14 protein-coding genes are annotated in these 17,368 nt (G+C 62.9%); 8 read left to right on the top strand and 6 right to left on the bottom strand.

From position 1 onward, the window contains the following. The coding region (locus VGN72_09445) for a hypothetical protein (protein HEV7299575.1) at positions 1–295 on the top strand (295 nt) is incomplete at its 5' end. Between the two features lie 100 nt (positions 296–395). Here VGN72_09445 and VGN72_09440 read toward each other — a convergent pair. Continuing rightward, positions 396–1,295: an NAD(P)-dependent oxidoreductase gene (locus VGN72_09440; protein ID HEV7299574.1), complete on the bottom strand. Its 900-nt coding sequence runs from the start codon at positions 1,293–1,295 to the stop codon at positions 396–398. 150 nt (positions 1,296–1,445) lie between these two features. After that, positions 1,446–1,670 carry a hypothetical protein gene (locus VGN72_09435; GenBank protein ID HEV7299573.1) on the bottom strand — a complete coding sequence of 75 codons (225 nt, stop codon included), beginning with the start codon at positions 1,668–1,670 and terminating at the stop codon, positions 1,446–1,448. Positions 1,671–1,754: 84 nt separating this feature from the next. Here VGN72_09435 and VGN72_09430 point away from each other — a divergent pair, with 84 nt between their 5' ends. The 3 genes from VGN72_09430 to VGN72_09420 all read left to right on the top strand — a co-directional run bounded on the left by VGN72_09430 (position 1,755) and on the right by VGN72_09420 (position 4,950). Continuing rightward, entirely contained in the window at positions 1,755–2,795 is a 1,041-nt protein-coding gene (locus tag VGN72_09430; protein ID HEV7299572.1) for a class I SAM-dependent methyltransferase, read from the top strand. 320 nt (positions 2,796–3,115) lie between these two features. Continuing rightward, on the top strand, positions 3,116–4,114 hold the full coding sequence (locus VGN72_09425; GenBank protein HEV7299571.1) for a fatty acid desaturase: 999 nt from the start codon (positions 3,116–3,118) through the stop codon (positions 4,112–4,114). A gap of 137 nt (positions 4,115–4,251) precedes the next feature. Then, positions 4,252–4,950 (top strand): tetratricopeptide repeat protein, encoded by a 699-nt coding sequence (locus tag VGN72_09420; GenBank protein HEV7299570.1) that lies wholly within the window; start codon positions 4,252–4,254, stop codon positions 4,948–4,950. A gap of 322 nt (positions 4,951–5,272) precedes the next feature. On the opposite strand, the gene VGN72_09415 is transcribed toward VGN72_09420, so the two are convergent. The 3 genes from VGN72_09415 to VGN72_09405 all read right to left on the bottom strand — a co-directional run bounded on the left by VGN72_09415 (position 5,273) and on the right by VGN72_09405 (position 8,381). Next, positions 5,273–6,409, bottom strand: coding sequence for an inositol-3-phosphate synthase (locus VGN72_09415; protein ID HEV7299569.1), 1,137 nt, complete (start codon positions 6,407–6,409; stop codon positions 5,273–5,275). Positions 6,410–6,467: 58 nt separating this feature from the next. Beyond that, positions 6,468–7,040 carry an SAM-dependent methyltransferase gene (locus tag VGN72_09410; protein ID HEV7299568.1) on the bottom strand — a complete coding sequence of 191 codons (573 nt, stop codon included), beginning with the start codon at positions 7,038–7,040 and terminating at the stop codon, positions 6,468–6,470. Positions 7,041–7,307: 267 nt separating this feature from the next. Continuing rightward, positions 7,308–8,381: a Gfo/Idh/MocA family oxidoreductase gene (locus VGN72_09405; GenBank protein HEV7299567.1), complete on the bottom strand. Its 1,074-nt coding sequence runs from the start codon at positions 8,379–8,381 to the stop codon at positions 7,308–7,310. A gap of 180 nt (positions 8,382–8,561) precedes the next feature. Here VGN72_09405 and VGN72_09400 point away from each other — a divergent pair, with 180 nt between their 5' ends. Beyond that, positions 8,562–9,572 carry an aldo/keto reductase gene (locus VGN72_09400; GenBank protein ID HEV7299566.1) on the top strand — a complete coding sequence of 337 codons (1,011 nt, stop codon included), beginning with the start codon at positions 8,562–8,564 and terminating at the stop codon, positions 9,570–9,572. Positions 9,573–9,707: 135 nt separating this feature from the next. Here the strand turns inward: VGN72_09400 and VGN72_09395 are convergent, their stop codons facing one another. Beyond that, entirely contained in the window at positions 9,708–10,010 is a 303-nt protein-coding gene (locus tag VGN72_09395; protein HEV7299565.1) for a hypothetical protein, read from the bottom strand. A 78-nt stretch (positions 10,011–10,088) separates the two neighbouring features. Here VGN72_09395 and metG point away from each other — a divergent pair, with 78 nt between their 5' ends. The 3 genes from metG to ileS all read left to right on the top strand — a co-directional run bounded on the left by metG (position 10,089) and on the right by ileS (position 17,012). Then, complete coding sequence (metG, locus tag VGN72_09390; protein HEV7299564.1) at positions 10,089–11,645, top strand: methionine--tRNA ligase; 1,557 nt, start codon at positions 10,089–10,091, stop codon at positions 11,643–11,645. 351 nt (positions 11,646–11,996) lie between these two features. Beyond that, positions 11,997–13,445 (top strand): MATE family efflux transporter, encoded by a 1,449-nt coding sequence (locus tag VGN72_09385; GenBank protein ID HEV7299563.1) that lies wholly within the window; start codon positions 11,997–11,999, stop codon positions 13,443–13,445. Positions 13,446–14,108: 663 nt separating this feature from the next. Then, positions 14,109–17,012: an isoleucine--tRNA ligase gene (ileS, locus tag VGN72_09380; GenBank protein ID HEV7299562.1), complete on the top strand. Its 2,904-nt coding sequence runs from the start codon at positions 14,109–14,111 to the stop codon at positions 17,010–17,012. The last annotated feature ends 356 nt before the right edge of the window (positions 17,013–17,368 follow it).

The raw sequence follows: 17,368 nt of genomic DNA, 5'->3' as shown, positions 1-17,368 counted from the left end.
ATCCCGAATTCAGGCGATGCCAAACCCGATTGGCATCGGTGCAACCTCGATTGGCATCGGTGCAAACTCAGTTTGCATCGGTGAAAACTCGATTGTCATCGGTGCAAACCTGGTTGTCATCGGTGCAAAGCGGGTTGTCATCGGTGCAAACTGGATTGGCATCGGTGCAAACCCGGTTGTTATCGGTGCAACTCGGTTGTCATCGGTGCGAACGCAATTGGCATCGGTGCAAACTCGGTTGGAACGCGTGACAACCGGCTCCGTCTTGACCCTGGTTTCCGTCATCATCCTGTAGTGGCGACGCAGGGGTCGCCACTACAGGAACTGCTTGAACATAGGGTCGAGGCAGAGCATGACGGTCCTCGAACGAGTCGGTTGGAGAGCGTACCCGTGGTTTAGCCACCAACCGTGGGCTGGGCTGGCTCCATCGTCGGCTCATCATGTGCGGCGCGAAAGCCCAGCAGCTGTTCGGCCCGATCGCCGCTAACCAGCGATTGCTCGGGCAGTACGGGACGCCGGAACTCGGGTACGGACCCATAGAGCGCGGCCAGCGCTTCGGGCGTCCATGCCGGGCGGCTCGTCTGCGCGACGATGTTCAACGGCGTGTGCCCGGGACGGTCGGCGGCGCAGGCCAGGACGGTGGCGCGGATGGCGTCGTCCATGTGGACCCACGTGCACATCCCGCCCAGCATTAATCGCGGCGACACCCCGTGCTTATTGCGCGGGCCGAAGTGGGGAGGCCGTGGTGGCTGGGGGACTCGGATGCCGGTGAAGCGCAGCGACCAGGCGGTTAGATCCGGAATGGCCCGGCAAAAGCTGGCGGCGATCCACTCGCCGGTGGCCTTGCTCAGCGGGTAGGCGTCGGCGGGCTGAAGGGGGTGGTCCTCGTCTAGCGGCAGATAACGCGGGGGCGTGAAGTTGCCGTCACCCGGGGCCGAGGTAAAACCGAAGCACCCATACGCCTGCACGCTCGACGCGTACACGATTCGCCGAACGCCCGCCTCCGTCGCCGCCAGGTAGACGTTGTAGTTGGCTGCCGTGTTGTTGATGTACCCCTTCGACCGCCCGCTCGGGACCGTGCTGGGCAGGTTGCCCAAGTGGCAGACGACGTCGGCGCCGGTCACCAGCTCGCGGACGGCCTCGATCTGGCAAAGGTCGATCACCCGCGTCGTGGCGGCGGCTTCACCGTCTGGGGCGCGAACGTCCGTCGCGACCACGTCATGTCCGTCCACCATCAACGCCGCTGTCACGCGCGATCCCAAAAGGCCCGCACTGCCCGTCACGACAACTTTCATGGGTGTTTGCCTGATGTCCTGATGTACGTCTCGACCCGACTGCTGCCGATCATCATGATCTCGCGGTAGGTGTGGAAAGCGTAGCGTCAACCTTCGCGTGCTGCCATAGCGCTGCCGGCGGGCAGGACATTGGCCTTCCATCGCGATGCCTCAGCCCGGCGAGGTGATGCCGGTAGGCTGCTCGTGGCCGCACTTGGGGCAGATGGGGTGAAGGTAACGGACACCGTCGTGGCCCTCGTCAATTTTGAACTGCATCTGGCTGGCCTCGGGAGCGCTGTGGGTCTTCAGGTGCTCGCACGTGCCGTCGGGCTGGATGTTGTAGAACGTGACCAACCGTTTGCTGCAGCGGTCGCAGTATTGTTCGATGTTTGCCATAGGGGTTCCGCCGACGGTGTTGCGCGCCGTTGAAGTATAGACTGCCGTGACTTTCCCGGCAGCCGGGTGTACTACAACGCGTCCATGCAGCACCACCCGCGTACACGCGAAACTGGAGAGGCCCCCGCGGCGCTGTTGCGCGCCGCGATCGAGCGACGGCGGGCGGTGGTCGAGGCTGACCAGACACAGGCGTACCGGGTCTTCTCGGGCGCTGCGGACGGTATCGACGGGGTGTTCATCGACGTCTACGGCCCGGGGGCGGTGCTGATCTTGTACGAGGGACGCCCGCCGCGCTCGTTCGACGCCAACCGGGATGCGCCGGCGTTGCTGGACGTCCTGCGACCACTGGGCGTGCAGGCGATCTACCTCAAACCGTTCGCGAGAGACCGATCGCGGCTGGGTGGTGAGTTGCCGGCCGTCGTCACGCAGGCGCAGCCGTTGGCGGGTGAACCCCTGCCGGAGGAACTGCTGATCCGCGAGGGCCGCTGCACGCTGGAAGTTCGGTTGTACGACGGCTTGTCGACCGGGCTGTTTTTGGATCAGCGGAACAACCGATTGTGGGCCGGTGAGTACGTGGCCCGTCTTGCGACAAAACGGGACGAAGGCGACCCACCCGCGGTGCTGAACACGTTTGCGTACACCTGTGCCTTCTCGGTGGCAACGGCAATCGGTGGGGCGGTCACGACCAGCGTCGACGTTTCCGGGCGATACCTGGAGTGGGGCAAGCGGAACCTCGTGCACAACGGGATCGACCCCCAGCCGCACCGGTTTGCGAAGATGGATACGTTCGAGTTCTTCAGTTACGCCCGGCGGAAGTCGCTGACGTACGACCTCATTTTGCTGGACCCGCCTAGTTTTGGGTCGGGATCGAAGAAGAAGGGCATTCGCCCTTGGAGCGCCGAGAGCGATTATCACCGGCTGGTAAAGGAGGCCGCGGCGCTGCTTCGGCCGGGAGGCGTGATCTTTGCATCAACTAACACCGGAGCGCTGTGCCGGCCGGGGCAACTGGAACGTGAGATCGGTAAAGCATTAGGGCGATCATCGCAGTGGATCGCGCTGCCGCCGGTGCCGACCGACTTCGCGCGCGAGTCGGACCGGTTCGTCGCAAGGGCGTTCCGCGTTTGATTAAGCGGAAGATGGGTAAGCCGTACCGCGTGGTGGTCGATTGCTGTTCGAAGGTAGACCGCGTAATATCCGTTCGCAATTGGATGGGCCCGCTAGGCCGTTAAGAGATTATTTCTAAGTGGCTTAACGCGGTGCCGAACGGTAATCTGCGGCGGTCGTACTATGGCTGACTTCTCTGCATGTGGCAGTGCGCCACGGGCAAGATAGGCAGTCAGTTCAACTTCACGCCAGCCCGGATCGCGGTTTAGTGCCGTGTGCGATGGGACGGCACACGAGGCACGGTTATCTCACAGTCAATTGATACTTCGGTGGTTACGTCGATGACGCAAACGGTAGTCGAGCCGGTTCATGCCCATTCTCCGTCGCACACCCATGCACACACCCATGCACATGGTCATACGCACGAGGCGATCTCGCCTGCACTCAAGGCGATCAACCTGGTGATGGTCGTGCTGCCGTTCCTCGGGCTGATTGCGGCCATGACAGTACTCTGGGGTAGCCATTTCAATTGGCTGTTCCTGGGCATCATGCTCGGCATGTACCTGATGGTCGCGTTCGGCATCACGATGGGCTACCACCGCCTGTTCACGCATCGGTCGTTCGAGGCGGGTCCGGTGGTCACGGGCATCCTCGGTGTGCTGGGATCGATGGCCGTCGAAGGGCCGATCTTGTGGTGGGTCGCGATGCACCGCCGGCACCATCAGCATGCCGATCAGGAGAACGACCCGCACTCGCCGCACCTGCATGGTGAAGGGTTTATGGGCATGATGAAGGGGCTGTGGCACTCGCACGTGGGATGGCTGTTTGCCCCGCAACCGACCGACTTGCGCCGATATGTGGGCGACCTTCGCCGCGACAAGGTCGTGCGGACGATCAGCCGTTATTTCCCCGCGCTCGTGTTGCTGGGTCTCGCGATTCCGGCCATTGCCGGTGGGCTGCTGACGATGTCGTGGCACGGCGCCTTGCTCGGCTTCGTCTGGGGCGGGCTGGTTCGCACGTTCTTTGTTCACCACGTGACTTGGAGCATTAACTCGGTCTGCCACTTCTGGGGCAGCCGCCCCTTTGCGGGCGATGACGAGAGCCGGAACAACCCGATCTTCGGCCTGCTGGGCATGGGCGAGGGGTGGCACAACAACCATCACGCCTTCCCGACATCGGCCCGGCACGGGTTGTGGTGGTGGCAGATCGACTTCACCTACCTGATGATCCGGCTGATGGAGATCTGCGGGCTGGTGCGCAAGGTGAAGGTGCCGACGCGCGAAGCGATCGAAGCGAAACGCGCCCGCATGGCCGCGGGCCAGACCGTCACTGTCGATTGAACCGGCGGGTGTCACGACCGCGCAATTCTTGCAAACCTGCCTTTGACGGCTATCGTATCAAGCACAGCAGGAACACCTCGCGCCGGCCGATGCCGGAGGGCCGCGGGGCCGTCGGTTTTGGCTACAGGGACGTGGCGATGACATCTTCCATTCGGGCGTTTTCTCGGTTTGTTTTCTCCGTGGTGCTGGTCGGTACGACGCTAATCGCCGGTGGCTGCAACAGCGACGCCGGTCCACTGCCGGACAACGCGCGAAAGCAAGGCATCAAGCTGTACGACAGCGGCAAGTACACCGACGCCGCGGGCTCGTTCCAGAACGCCGTACGGCAGGACCCCCGCGATTACGTCTCGTTCTACTACCTCGGCGAGAGCTACAGCGCGCTGAAGTCGTACCAGCAGGCAATCCAGGCGTACCGCTCGTCGCTCGACACCATCGACATCACGCGCACCGGCCGGCTGGATAAGCAGTTCCGCATGAAGATCATGGACGGGCTGGCCAACGCGATTGCCAAGAGCGAGAACCGCGAGGCCGAGATCACCTCTCAGACCGCCGGCGGGGCGGACGTCGCGCAGAACGTGCTGATCGTCGCCAAGGTGCACCGCCTTACCGGCGACGCCGACGCGGCGCTGGAGGCCTACAACCGCGCGACCCTCGCCGACCCGAAGAATTTCCTGGCGCACAAGGAATACGGCCTGTACCTTGCCCAGCTCGGTCAGAACCAACAGGCAGAGGCGATGCTGCGGAAGGCCTACACGCTGAACGCCGGTGATCAGCAGGTAAACGACGCGTTGCGCAAGCTCGGCGTGGTGCCGGGACCGACGATCCGGAACCAGTAACCGCCGGCGATCTCTCGCAATATCTCATCGATCAAGAAAAACTCCCGCCAGCGGCCCGAATAGGCTGCTGGCGGGAGTTTTGTTTTATCGGTGTGCCCAGTATTCGGCGACCGCCCGGTCGTGGCATGGGCAATGTTCGGGGAGAAGGTTCGGCGCCCGAACGCGCCAGTTGTTTTCCCGAGCGGAACCTAAGGCGACGGGAGGGATCTCGACTTGGCGTAAGACACTCGACTGAACGAGATCCCTCAGCTCGGCTAGCCTCCCATCGGGATGACACCCGTAGCCTTTGGATCGCCATCCTTATTTGGTACGGCGACAGCGCCTACGCCTGTCGCGATGAACTTGCCTCGCGCCGGCGTGACTGCGCTTCAGTCACGAATTCCTCGACCGCAAACTTAGCGGCGCGGTCGTCCATCTGGCGGGGTGGGTGCTTCATCGTCCAACTGCAGGCGGCGTCGATCGGGCCGGCAATGCCGGCATCCAAAGCCAGCTTACAGCAGCGAATCGCGTCGACCACCACAGCGGCGCTGTTGGGGCTGTCCTCGACGCTCAGGCGCAGCTCCATGTGCATCGGCACGCCGCCAAAGCCGGTGCCTTCGATGCGCAGGAAGCAGACCTTGTTGTCCTTCATGAACGGGATGAAGTCGCTGGGGCCGATGTGGATCTGGTCCGGGTCCAACGGCACGTCGAGCTGGCTCTGCACCGCCTCGGTCTTGCTGACCTTCTTGCTCGCCAGCCGATCGCGGCTGAGCATGTTCAGGAAGTCGGTATTGCCGGCGGTGTTCAGCTGATACGTGCTGTCGATCGACACGCCGCGGTCGGCGAACATCCGGGCGAGCGTGCGATGGGTAATCGTCGCGCCGACCTGCGCCTTGATGTCGTCCCCCACGCAGGGCAGGCCTGCGTCGCGGAACTTGTTGGCCCAAACGCCATCGGAGACGACGAAGCAGGGCACGCAGTTGACGAAGCCGACGCCGGCCTCCAGACAAGCCTTGGCGTATCGCTCGGTCGCCTGCTGCGAACCGACCGGCATGTAGTTCACAAGCAAATCGGCGCCCGACTCGTGCAGCACCTTGGCGATGTTGGCCGGCGGGTCGGTCGCGACGTCGAACCGCTGGTGGACCGGGTAGTTCAGCATGTGCGGCGCGGCGCCGTCGAGCACGTCGCCCATCTGCACGGTTACGCCGCTGCTGGGCATGTCATGGCAGAAAATCTTCGTGTTGTTCGGCAGCGCGAAGACGGCCTCTTCCAGTGGCCGGCCGACCTTGCGGCGGTCGATGTCGAACGCGGCGACGACCTCAATGTCCTCCACGCGATAGCCACCCAGTTCGACGTGCATCAACCCGACCGGCTCGCGACCGATCGCCCGGCAATGCGCGTAAAAGGCCAACCCCTGCACCAGCGAACTGGCGCAATTCCCCACCCCGGCGATCGCGATCCTGATGCGTCCTGACGACATATTCTTCCTAGTACTGCAAACCTCGTCCCGCGGCTACCCGACACAAGTATAGCCACGATCAACGGTCGGTCGCGTCCTGAGGCCGCATGCGCAGCCTACATAGAACTTCGGTGTTTCCCTTGGCCCCCTTAATCGGCGATTGCACGGTTTCCACCACCTCGAACCCGGCCGCCTCCATGGTGGGGTAGACGCTCGCAAGCACTTCGTCGAGCTTGTCTTCCGGTAATATCCCGTTTCTCAGGATCGCCGGCGGCGATTCGTAGTGCGGCTTCAGCAGCGTCACGATCTCTCCCGTTGGTGCTAGCAACCGATGGGCCGCCGGCAGAATGTTCCGTTGCCGCGTCCAGGCGACGTCGATGCAGACGAACGCCACCGGTTCTGGCAGGATGACGTGCATCGCGTTCGTGCGTTCCATCACCACCACGCGCGGGTCCTTCCGCAACTTCCAGTCCAGCACGCCGTATCCGGTATCCACCGCGTACACCCTGGCGGCGCCGCGTTGCAGCAGGCAATCGGTGAACCCGCCCGCGTTGCAGCCGAGGTCGGCGCAGGTCAGGCCTGTTACATCCATGCCGAACGTCGCCAGGGCGTGTTCAAGCTTCAGGCCGGCACGGGAGACGAAGGTGGGCATGGGGGGTGAATGAATGACGAATGACGAAACCCGAATGACCAATGAATGACCAATGCCCAAATGACCAATGCCGAAAGGGACGCGTCCCCCGCTACGGCTGTCGCGCCAATTGTCATCCCGACGGGAGCCTTGGCGACCTGAGGGATCTCCCACGGGCGTGAATCGCTCGTCATTCGAGATCCCTCCCGTCGCCTTAGGCTCCGCTCGGGATGACATTCTGCGTGGCCGCTCAGCGAACTGCCCTATACAACCTCTTGGCGCGCCTTCCTACAGCTTCACCTCAGCCCCCGTCTGTGCCGACTCATAAATAGCGCTGAGGATCTTGATCATCTCCACCCCATGTTCCGGCCGGGTGGTTGGCTCGGCGCGGCCCCTGATCACGTCGATAAAGTGATGCAGATTCGCGCCGTGCTGGTGCGGGCCAGCCAGCGTGGGCTTCGGTGTCACGTCCGCCAACGCGCCTTCGATCTCGGTGAAGATCTTCAGCGTGCCGTGCGAGTTGCTGAGGTTGAAGCCGGCCTTGCTGCCGCGCAGTTCGACGAAGTTCACTTCCTGCTCGATGTTGCTGGCCCACGAGAACTCGATCTGCAACGACGCGCCATTGTCGAAGCGGATGAACCCGCTGGCGAGGTCCTCCACGTCGAACGTGCCGCCGGTCTTGGCTTCACCGAAGCTGGAGTGGACCGAGTCGGACGTATCGCTGCCCTCGGCGAACTTGCGGTAGGTGGCGCCCACGACGGCGACGGGGCTGGGGTTGCCCATGAGCCAGATCGCCACGTCCAGCATGTGAACGCCAAGGTCAATCAGCGGGCCGCCACCCGATAGTTCCTTCGTCGTGAACCACCCACCCTTGCCCGGAATGCCCCGGCGGCGAATCCAACCGCAGCGGCCGGTGTAGATGTCGCCCATATGCCCGGCGGCGATGTACTTCTTCAAAAACTGCGCGTTGGGCGTAAAGCGGTTGTTCCGCATCGCCATCAGCACCTTGCCCGAACGCTTGGCCGCGTCGGCCATCTTTTGCGCTTCGGCCGGGCTGACGGCGTCGGGCTTCTCGGTGAACGCGTGCAGGCCCTTATCCAATGCCGCGATCGCGATTTCCGAGTGGAACAGGTTCGACGTGCAGATGTCGACCGCGTCCAGCTGCACCTCGGCCAGCATCTGCCGGTAATCGGTGTAGATGTGCTTGATGCCATGCGCGCCGGCGAACTTCTCGGCCTTCTCTCGCACCACGTCGCAGACCGCGACGATCTCGACCTCGGGATGTTCCAGCCACGGCTTGGCATGACAGCCATTGAAAATGCCACCAATGCCCACCACGCCCAGTTTCAGCTTGTCCGCCATCTGCGTCTGCGCCTTTCAGTTTCAAAGGCCGAAACGGTAGTCGAACCGGCGGGAATTTCAACGTGCCGGACTGTGCCACCGGCGGCCCACTTTCGGCAATCCGCCGCCGACGAATCCACCTGTTGTCGCAACGGGTAGCGCTCCGCTACATTGCCCGCGTCTTTTACGGAGCCCCCAGTCATGAACGCGCGACAACTTGGAACCAGCGACGTCTACGTTTCTCCTGTCATCTTCGGCGCTTGGGCGATCGGCGGGTGGATGTGGGGCGGCACCGACGTGGAGGAGTCGATCAAAGCCATCCAGGCCAGCATCGACCACGGTGTGACCACCATCGATAGCGCGGCAATCTATGGCATGGGCTTTAGCGAAGAACTGGTCGCCAAGGCGATCGCCGGGCAACGCAGCAAGGTCGTCCTCGCGACCAAGTGCGGCATGCGCTGGGACAGCCCGGCCAGCGGTGATCAAGGCTCCGACCCGTGGCAGAACAAGGACAACAATGGCAAGGACGTCACGGTCCGCAAGAACAGCAAGCCCGACAGCATCGCCTACGAGTGCGAGCAGTCGCTGAAGCGATTGCAAACCGACGTCATCGACATCTACCAGATCCACTGGCCCGACAGCACGACGGCCGTCGAGGATTCGATGGCGGCCATGGTGAAGCTGAAGGACGCCGGCAAGATTCGCGCGATCGGCGTGAGCAACTACGACGTCGACCTGATGAAGCGCGCCAAGGCCGTCGCGCCGCTGGCCAGCCTGCAGCCGCCTTACTCGCTGATTCAGCGGAAGATCGAGCCGGAGATTTTGCCGTTCTGCCGGAAGGAAGAGATCGGGTTGATCGTCTATTCCCCGATGGAACGCGGCCTGCTGACCGGCAAGGTGGGCCCCGACCGCGTCTTCCCCGAAGGCGACCACCGCGCCAAGCACAAGTACTTCACGCCAGAGAACCGCCAGCGCGTGCAGGCGGCGCTGGCGAAGATTCAGCCGATCGCCGAGGCGCACAAGGCGAGCTTGGCGCAGGTCGTCATCAACTGGACGATCAACGAGCCCGGCATTACCGCCGCCCTGGTGGGCGCGCGAAATGCCGAGCAGGCCAAGCATAACGCTGGCGCGATGGACTTCGAACTGACGGCCGCGGAGCAGTTGGACGTGCGCAAGGCGTTCGATGACGTGTCGAAGGTGCTGAACGCGTGAGGACGCGCTCCGGTCCCTCTCCCGGTACTCCGGGAGAGGCTAGGTGAGGGTGCATTTCGAACGACGAGAGTCGCCAGCAGTACTAAATCACCCTCACCCTAACCCTCTCCCGGCGTACCGGGAGAGGGGACCAAACTAATTCTCCCCCTCCCGGCGCAGGCGCGGCGTGCCCAGCGGGTTGGCAAGCACCCGCCGCTGGCAGGCATGGCACAATCGGTACTCGAACCGCCGGTGCACGTCGTCCTGCAGTTCGTCGGCGGTCATGCCCTTCATCTGGTCCAGCAGCGACTGCATCTGTTTGGCCATGTCTGCATCAGCCAATCCGTCGATGTCCACGATCGGCATTTCCGCGTCGGCGAAGACGTCGATGCGCACGACGTAGTGCGCCCCGGGCTTGATCGCGACGCCGCAGAGGTGACAGGTGAGTTGGGGCACCATCGCAACCCATGATACTCGAACCGCCGGCCGGCGAGGCTCTATCCTCGGTCCGCCATCCTCGCTTATGATCGCCCGACTATGGCCGACCGCTTTTACATCACCACGCCGATCTATTACCCCAACGGCGAGCCGCACCTGGGCAGCGTGTACACGACCGTCATCTGCGACGTGCTGGCGCGATATCACCGCCTGCTGGGCGACGACACCTACTTCCTCACCGGCACCGATGAGCACGGCACCAAGATGGCCAAGGCCGCGGCCGAGGCGAACGCCGAGCCGCAGGCGCTGGCGGACAAGTACTCGGACATCTTCAAGGACGTCTGGCGCGAGCTGGAGATCAGCAACGACGACTTCATCCGCACGACCGAGCCGCGCCATAAAGAAGCCGTCACGAAGATCGTGCAGCGCATGCTCGATAGTGGCGACATTTACCTCGGTGGCTATGAGGGCTGGTACGACGAAGGGCAGGAGCAGTTCGTCACCGAGACCGAGGCCAAGCTGGCCGAGTTCAAGTCGGCCATCAGTGGCAAGCCGCTGGTGCGGTATTCGGAGCCGACGTACTTCTTCAAGCTGTCGAAGTACGTGCCGAAGCTGATCGGTTACATCGAGCAGCACCCGCACTTCATCGTGCCGGAAACCCGTCGCAACGAGGTGCTGAGCAAGCTGCGCGCGGGCGTGGACGATCTGTCGATCAGCCGGGCGACGCTGAAGTGGGGCATCCCGATGCCCAACGATCCGGCCCACGTTATTTACGTTTGGATCGACGCGCTGACGAACTACATCACCGCGCTCGGGTATCCGCCCGAGCGCGACGATGCGTCGCTGTTCAAGAAGTTCTGGCCCGGCACGCACGTGATCGGCAAGGACATCCTCTGGTTCCACACGGTCTACTGGCCTGCGATGCTGATGAGCCTCGATTTGCCGCTGCCCATGACCGTGGCCGCCCACGGCTGGTGGGTGCGCGGCGGGAAGAAGGCGGGCAAGTCGACCGGGGGCATCACCACAATGCCCGAGATCCGCGACTACGCGTCCAAGTACACGTTCGACGCCATCCGCTATCACCTGCTGCGGGCCGCGCCGTTCGGCAGCGACCTGGAGTGGAGCGATGTCGAGTTGGAAAAGTCGTTCAACGAGTTGGCGAACGTGGTGGGCAATTGCCTGAACCGCACGGTGAAGATGATCGGCCGATATCGCGCCCGAGCGATTCCGGCGTGCGTTGAACCGCTGGATGATCTGGACCGCCAATTGATCGCAAAGACGGACGCGTTTGCCGACGAACTGAAGGCCGCTTACGCGCGTCTGGACCTGCAGGCCGCGGCGATGCTGCCGGTGGAGTTGGCCCGCGCCACGAACGGCTACATCGACGCCACCGAGCCGTTCAAACTGGCCAAGGATCCGACCAAGAGCGACCGCCTCGACACGGTGCTGCACCTGTCGGCCCGGGCCATTCGCAAGGCATTGATCGGCCTGCTGCCCATCCTGCCGAACAAGGCGACCGAGGGCCTGTTCCAATTGAACGCGATTCTGGAGGGGCAGACCTTTGACAGCCTGATGAGCCGCGAGCCGTCGGTGGGCCATGTGATTGGCGAGGGGCAGCCGTTGTTTCCGAAGATCGAGAAGGACAAAGAGGCTTAAGCGATCACTCTGGTCCCTCTCCCGGTACTCCGGGGGAGGTTAGGTGGGGGTCTTCGTTGGATGGCGATGAGTCCAGCGCAGGACGAAGAGCCCCCACCCCAACCCTCCCCCGGCGTACCGGGAGAGGGGGTAGTTCAAGCTGACCCGCTACCGAACGGCCTCGCATATTGACGATCCGCAATCGCCCGCTAATATTCTGTCGACCGAGAGATAAATCCATGAAGCCCATTGCTCCCACCGTCGTCATCATTCAGTCGCGAGTCATTCGCCGCGCTTAGGGCACTTCTTCTAGACAAAGAATAAGACGACCCCGAGGCCCGGCCTTGGGGTTTTTTGTTGGAGCATCCGGTCATGAGCGAAGCGCTCAATCATCAATCGAATTTACCGTTGGAAGGCAAACCGCAGCGGCCGATCGTCGAGCTGTTGGCCTTGGCGTTGCCGACGATCGCGCAGATGGCGTCGTACACCGCCATGCAGTTCGCCGACACGCTGCAGCTGGCCGTCGGCGCCGGCGATGTGGCCGCGACGGCGGCGGGGCTGGCGGGGTTTATGGTCTTCTGCGTGCAGGGGTGGTGCTTCGGCGCGCTCATGTGCGTGAACACGCTCGTCAGCCAAAGCGTGGGGGCGGGGAAGAATGCGGACTGCGGCCGATACCTGTGGCAGGGGATCTGGTTCGGCATCATTGGCGGGCTGGTGCTCGTGCCGACGATGATCTTCGTCCGGCCGATCCTGGAATACATGGGCCATGGGCCGCAACTGATTGCCGACGCCAACACGTATTACTCGATTGAAGTGCTCGCGCTGCCGGTCCGTTTGGCGGGGCTGGCGCTGGGGCAGTTCATGCTCGGCATCGGCCGGCCGCGCATCACGCTGTTTGCTGCGGTGATCGCGGTGGCGGTCGACGTGGGCCTCAACTTCATCTTCATCACCGGCCGGTACGGCTTCCCGGCTTACGGCGTCGCCGGCGCTGCGTGGGCGACGAACGCAGCCGTCTGTGTCGAGGCGGGCATTATCGCGGGTTTCGCCTTCGGGCCGAAGCTGCGCGGCGTGTACCAGACGATGCGGGCCAAGCTGCACGGCCCGTCGATCAAACAGCTCATCCGCATCGGCTTTCCATCCGGCATTCAGGTGGTCTCCGAGATCGCTGCGTGGTTCGTCTTCATGATGTGGATCATGGCGATGTATGGCCAAGCCACCATGGCGGCCAACAACTACATGATGCAGTACATGAAGGTCAGCTTTATGCCGGCATTTGGTTTGAGCGGCGCGGTCACCGCGCTCGTCGGCCGGTACGTCGGCATGGGGCGATTGGACCTCGCCCGCAGGCGGGCGCATCTCGGCTTCGCCGTCGCCACCACGTACATGATCAGCTGCGGGCTCGTCTTCTGGTTCGGCAGGCACCACCTGATCCAACTGTTCAGCGACGATCCCGAGGTCGTCCGCATCGGCGCCATTCTGCTGGCGCTGGCAGCGGTGTACCAGTTGGTGGATGCGCTCTACATCATCTACATCGGCGCGTTGCGCGGCGTGGGCGACACGGCAGTGCCCGCCTGGATCACCGCCATCCTCTGCTGGTCGATCGTCGTCGGTGGCGGGGCGCTTGTCGCCAACCGCTGGCCCAGCTTCGGCCCGCTGGGGCCTTGGCTGATGGCCGTCACGTACGGTGTGATTCTCGGCGGCATTTTGCTCATCCGGTTCAGCCGGGGAAATTGGAAGGCCATCGTGACGAAGGACGCGCCCGTTCAGGATCCCGCATCGCCGCCCGCTGATGTGGAGTTGGTGGCGGCGCAGACGACGTAGAGTGGCTAGAAAGCCAACTGGCATTTCCCCCTCTCCCGGTACCCCGGGGGAGGGCTGGGGTGGGGGCTCTTCACGCTTGGAACGCGCGGGTTTATTGAGGACGTTTCATAAAGCGGTATGAACGCCAAGACGCCGAGGACGCCAAGGTAGGAAAGAAGAGTTAAAGAGGATTTCTTGGCGTGTCTTCTCTTGGCGTCCTTGGCGTCTTGGCGTTCATCCATCAGGGTTTTGGGGTAGGGGATTGATGGGGAAGAAGCCCCCACCCCAACCCTCCCCCGGCGTACCGGGAGAGGGGGAAAGACGACCCCGCACGCGCCGTTCTCCCCGTGGGGAGCAGTCTTCTCCCCCGGGGGAGCGGGCTTCTCCCCCGGGGTAGAAGCGTTCTCCCCCGGGGTAGAAGTGTTCTCCCCCGGGGTAGAAGTGATCTCCCCCAGGGGAGAAGTGTTCTCCCCCAGGGGAGAAGTGTTCTCCCTCGGGGGAGAAGTGTTCCAAGAGAGTTAAGACGCGCCCTTTCCTCGTCAAATCGGCGTGAACGCGAGGCCGTCGCGGCGGTGGATCGCGATGGGGGTCGATCGCGACAGTTTCTATCGGACGGTCGTCGGTTTAATCTCTCGTTCGCTTCGCATAAACTCGGACGTTCACGTTTTTTATCAGAGCAAGGCAATGTCGACAGAAACACCGCAACCACCGGCCGAGAAGAAGAATTATAAGACCACGCTGAACCTGCCGCAGACCGCGTTTCCGATGGAGGCCAAGCTGGTCGCCAACGAACCGGCCCGGCTGAAGCAGTGGCAGGACGAACGGCTGTACGAAAAAATGTTGACCGCGCGGGCGGGTGGCAAGAAGTTTCTGCTGCACGATGGCCCGCCGTTCGCCAATGGCGATATCCACATCGGGCATCTGATCAACAAGACGCTGAAGGACGTCGTGCTGCGCTACAAGACGATGCGCGGCTATCAGACGCCCTACGTGCCCGGCTGGGACTGCCACGGTTTGCCGATCGAACACAAGATCCAACAGGATCTGGGATCGAAGATCCGCGACATGAGCACGGTGGAGGTGCGCAAGCTGTGCCACCAGTACGCTCAAAAATACGTCGATATCCAGTCGACCCAGTTCCAACGCCTGGGCATCCTGGGCGAGTGGAACGATCCGTATCTAACGATGAAGCCGACGTATGAAGCGGCCACGCTTGAGGTGTTCGCCAAGTTTGTGGAAGCCGGGCTGGTCTATAAGCAACTGAAGCCCGTCCACTGGTCCATCTCCAATCAAACGGCATTGGCCGATGCGGAGTTGGAATACAAGGACAAGACCGACACGAGCGTCTTCGTCGAGTTCCCGGTGGCCAATCCGGGGGCGTTTAAGGCGACGTTCGATTTGAAGCTGAACGCGCGCGTCTCGTTCCTGATCTGGACGACCACGCCCTGGACCCTGCCCGCCAACATGGCGATCGCGGTGAACCCGGAGGTGGAGTACGCGTTCGTGAAGTACAAGCAGAACGAGGATTGGCGGCTGAGCATTGTCGCGACCGACCTCGTCGAACGCGTGTTCGCGAAGAACCCTGCCGCCAGCGACGTGACGATCTTCAAGCGCGTGACGGGTAAGGAACTGCTGGGCCAAGAGTACAGCCATCCGTTCGTCGACCGCATCGGGAAGATCCTGGCCGCCGACTACGTAACCACCACCGACGGCACCGGCCTGGTCCACACCGCCCCCGGCCACGGCGAGGAAGACTACGCCACCGGCATCGCCAACGGCATCGAGATCTACTGCCCCGTGCTGGCGAACGGCAGATACGACAGCACCGTGCCGAACTGGTTGACCGGCATCACCGTGTGGGAGGGCAATCCGAAGGTGGTGGAGAAGCTGAAGGAGCTGAACGTCTTGTTTGCTGAGGAGACGATCAGCCACAGCTACCCGCACGACTGGCGCAGCAAGACACCCACGATCTTTCGGGCAACGGAACAGTGGTTCGTGGGGATGGACCGCGCTATCGAGAATGAGGATGCTTCTACGTTCAAAGCTAGGCATCCGGCGTTCCAAGGCACATATTGCCTGCGTACTGCGGCCGTTGCAGTGGTCAACGAACAGGTGAAGTTCGTCCCCGAGTGGGGTAGCGCCCGATTGACTGGCATGTTGGCCAACCGCCCCGACTGGTGCATCAGCCGTCAGCGGGCGTGGGGCTTGCCGATCCCGGTCTTTTACAACGACAGGGACGAGGCCCTGCTGACGCCCGAGAGCGTGCGCGCCGTCGCCAAGCGGTTCGCCGAGCGTGGCAGCGATGCGTGGTTCCTCGAGGAGCCGTCGGAACTGCTGGGGGCTGACTTCGCCTATCCGCCGGGGTTCAACAAGACGAACCTCAGGAAGGAAAAGGACATCTTCGACGTGTGGTTCGAATCGGGCAGCAGTTGGCACGCGGTGCTTCAGTGCCGCAGCTACCTGCAGTACCCGGCCGACTTGTACCTGGAAGGGTCGGACCAGCACCGCGGGTGGTTTCAGCTGTCGCTGTTGCCTGCGCTGGGAGCGACGGGGCAGCCGCCGTTCAAGCAGGTGTTGACGCATGGGTTCGTGGTGAAGCCCGACGGCACGAAGGTTTCAAAAAGCGACAAGGAATACGTCACCGCGACGCAGGAGATCAACAAGCACGGCGCCGATCTGCTGCGCCTGTGGTGCTGCAGCGTGGACTACCAGAACGACATCCCCGCATCGCCCAAAGCGCTGCAGGAGTTCGGCGACAAGTACCGCAAGATCCGCAACACGCTGCGGTATCTGCTCAGCAACCTGTACGACTTCAACCCCGCGGTCGACAGCGTCGCCGTACCCGCCAGCAGCTTGGATGGCTGGGCGATGGCGGAAGTGGACAAGCTGATCACCGAGGTGACGACGGCCTACGACGCCTACCAGACGCACCGCGTCTTCCGCCTGCTGCACGACTTCTGCAGCGTGCAGATCAGCAGCATCTACGGCAACGCGATGAAGGACCGCCTGTACTGCGAGTCCCCCGACTCGGCGCTGCGCCGGCGCAGTCAGACGGTGATGTTCCGCACGGTGATCGCGCTGACGAAGATGCTCGCCCCCATGCTCGTCTTCACCGCAGACGAAACGTGGGGCTACATTCCCCACAAGCCCGCGGGCGACCGCGATAGCTTCAGCGTGCATCTGGCGCTGTGGCCCGACACCGACGCGAAGTCGCCCATGGCCACCGACGAGTGGGACGCGCTGTTCCAGCTGCGCGAGTCCGCGTTGCAGCAATTAGACGGCTTGAAAAAGTCGGCCGGATTGAACAAGGCATCCGAAGCGGAAGTAATCTACGAACTGCCCGCCGGCCTACGCGAGAAGCTGACCGCGTACGGTGTCGATCTGGAAGACATCGTCGGCGCCGGCTATCACACGATCGTCGACGGCAATGCCGCAGCGGTGAAGGTGATCGATCGTCGCAACGACTACCCCGCCTGCGCCCGCAGCTGGAAGCGCCGGCCGGACGTCGGCAGCGATCCGGCCCATCCCGACCTGTCGGCCCGTGATGCAAAGGCGGTTGATGCCACAGCCGCCACGTGCGAGCGTTGAACGCAAGGTGTCTTCACGAGGGGGGCGTTAAGTCTAGAGGGCAAAACCGCCGCGCAATGCGCGAACTGTCATCCCGAGGGGAGCCTAAGGCGACCTGAGGGATCTCGATCGACAGACGATGCGGGCCGTGGGAGATGGGTCAGGTCGGCAAGCCTCCCATCGGGATGACACGTCCCTGATCAACGCGGGGGTTTGGTCCGCTAGAGCAGGGCACACCTTGCCGTAACGTTTGGGTGCCACGGTTTGGTACTCCAAGCCGTGTCTCGGGCGTGCGGCAGGCACGGCTTGGAGTACCAAACCGTGGCACCCAGAGGGCACTCGCTAGGCGAAAGTGTCCCCTGCTCTAGGTTCTGTCT

This window comes from Tepidisphaeraceae bacterium (assembly GCA_035998445.1).
GTDB lineage: Bacteria > Planctomycetota > Phycisphaerae > Tepidisphaerales > Tepidisphaeraceae > DASYHQ01.
Note: the sequence above shows the minus strand (reverse complement) of the source record. Positions and strands in the feature narration are given on the sequence as shown.

Excerpts from the sequence above, each read along its gene's own strand:
- VGN72_09395 (HEV7299565.1), bottom strand. The coding sequence starts at position 10,010 with ATGGTGCCCCAACTCACCTGTCACCTCTGCGGCGTCGCGATCAAGCCC.
- VGN72_09420 (HEV7299570.1), top strand. The coding sequence starts at position 4,252 with ATGACATCTTCCATTCGGGCGTTTTCTCGGTTTGTTTTCTCCGTGGTG.
- VGN72_09385 (HEV7299563.1), top strand. The coding sequence starts at position 11,997 with ATGAGCGAAGCGCTCAATCATCAATCGAATTTACCGTTGGAAGGCAAA.
- VGN72_09410 (HEV7299568.1), bottom strand. The coding sequence starts at position 7,040 with ATGCCCACCTTCGTCTCCCGTGCCGGCCTGAAGCTTGAACACGCCCTG.
- VGN72_09435 (HEV7299573.1), bottom strand. The coding sequence starts at position 1,670 with ATGGCAAACATCGAACAATACTGCGACCGCTGCAGCAAACGGTTGGTC.
- VGN72_09430 (HEV7299572.1), top strand. The coding sequence starts at position 1,755 with ATGCAGCACCACCCGCGTACACGCGAAACTGGAGAGGCCCCCGCGGCG.
- VGN72_09405 (HEV7299567.1), bottom strand. The coding sequence starts at position 8,381 with ATGGCGGACAAGCTGAAACTGGGCGTGGTGGGCATTGGTGGCATTTTC.
- VGN72_09415 (HEV7299569.1), bottom strand. The coding sequence starts at position 6,409 with ATGTCGTCAGGACGCATCAGGATCGCGATCGCCGGGGTGGGGAATTGC.
- ileS (HEV7299562.1), top strand. The coding sequence starts at position 14,109 with ATGTCGACAGAAACACCGCAACCACCGGCCGAGAAGAAGAATTATAAG.
- metG (HEV7299564.1), top strand. The coding sequence starts at position 10,089 with ATGGCCGACCGCTTTTACATCACCACGCCGATCTATTACCCCAACGGC.
- VGN72_09440 (HEV7299574.1), bottom strand. The coding sequence starts at position 1,295 with ATGAAAGTTGTCGTGACGGGCAGTGCGGGCCTTTTGGGATCGCGCGTG.
- VGN72_09400 (HEV7299566.1), top strand. The coding sequence starts at position 8,562 with ATGAACGCGCGACAACTTGGAACCAGCGACGTCTACGTTTCTCCTGTC.
- VGN72_09425 (HEV7299571.1), top strand. The coding sequence starts at position 3,116 with ATGACGCAAACGGTAGTCGAGCCGGTTCATGCCCATTCTCCGTCGCAC.